At 70.6% G+C, this 1,475-nt stretch carries 1 protein-coding gene; it reads right to left on the bottom strand.

Annotated features, from left to right (window positions below; all coding sequences use genetic code 11):
- The coding region (locus tag HW130_RS34960) for an AIR synthase-related protein (RefSeq protein ID WP_177153795.1) at positions 1-1,475 on the bottom strand (1,475 nt) is incomplete at both ends.

The following is a 1,475-nucleotide window of genomic DNA, read 5'->3' as shown; positions in this document are numbered from 1 at the left end:
GATGCTGAACTCGCCCTGCACCTCGATCGTGTCGCCGTCGACGACGCCGATGCGGGTGGCGGGGAGGCCGCGGGCGCCGCACATGTCGGTGAAGCGGAGTTCCTCGCTGCGCGGGACGGCGACGACCGCGCGGCCGGCCGACTCGCTGAGCAGGAACGTGAAGGCGTCCAGACCGTCGGGGACGACCAGGCGGGCGCCGTTGCCGCCGCGCAGGCAGGACTCCACCACGGCCTGGACCAGGCCGCCGTCGGACAGGTCGTGCGCCGCGTCGATCATGCCGTCGCGGGAGGCGGAGATGAGGATGTCCGCGAGGAGTTTCTCCCGGTCGAGGTCGACCTGCGGGGGCAGGCCGCCGAGGTGGTGGTGCACGACCTGGGACCAGGCGGAGCCGCCGAACTCCTCGCGGGTGTCTCCGAGGAGGTAGAGCAGCTGTCCCTCCTCGGCGAACGCGATCGGGGTGCGGCGGTTGACGTCGTCGATCACGCCGAGCACCGCGACCACGGGGGTGGGGTGGATGGCGGTCTCGCCGGTCTGGTTGTAGAGCGAGACGTTGCCGCCGGTGACCGGCGTGCCCAGCTGCAGACAGCCGTCCGCGAGACCGCGGGTGGCCTCGGCGAACTGCCACATCACATCCGGGTCCTCCGGGGAGCCGAAGTTCAGGCAGTCGGAGATCGCCAGCGGCTTGGCACCGGAGGCGGCCACATTGCGGTAGGCCTCCGCCAGCGCGAGCTGCGCGCCCGTGTAGGGGTCGAGCTTGGCGTAGCGGCCGTTGCCGTCCGTCGCCATCGCCACACCGAGGTTCGACTCCTCGTCGATGCGGACCATGCCGGCGTCCTCGGGCTGGGCGAGCACGGTGTTGCCCTGCACGAACCGGTCGTACTGGTCCGTGATCCACGCCTTGGAGGCCTGGTTCGGCGACGCCACCAGCTTCAGGACCTGCGCACGCAGCTCCTCCGCGTTCTGCGGGCGGGGCAGCTTGTTCGCGTCGTCGGCCTGCAGCGCGTCCTGCCAGGACGGGCGGGCGTAGGGGCGGTGGTACGTCGGGCCCTCGTGCGCGACGGTGCCGGGCGGCACGTCCACGATCAGCTCGCCGTGCCAGAAGATCTCCAGGTGGTCGCCGTCGGTCACCTCACCGATCACGGTGGCGATGACGTCCCACTTCTCGCAGATCTCCAGGAACCGCTCGACGTGCTGCGGCTCCACGATCGCGCACATCCGCTCCTGCGACTCGCTCATGAGGATCTCCTCCGGCGAGAGCGTCGCATCACGCAGCGGCACCGTGTCCAGCTCCACCCGCATACCACCGCTGCCCGCGGAGGCGAGCTCGCTCGTGGCGCAGGACAGACCCGCACCGCCGAGGTCCTGGATGCCCGCGACCAGCTTCTCCTTGAAGATCTCGAGCGTGCACTCGATCAGGAGCTTCTCCTGGAACGGGTCACCCACCTGCACCGCCGGCCGCTTCGTCGGCTTCGTGT

It is taken from the genome of Streptomyces sp. PKU-EA00015 (genome assembly GCF_013387495.1).
In the GTDB taxonomy this organism is placed as follows: Bacteria; Actinomycetota; Actinomycetes; order Streptomycetales; family Streptomycetaceae; genus Streptomyces.
Note: the sequence above shows the minus strand (reverse complement) of the source record. Positions and strands in the feature narration are given on the sequence as shown.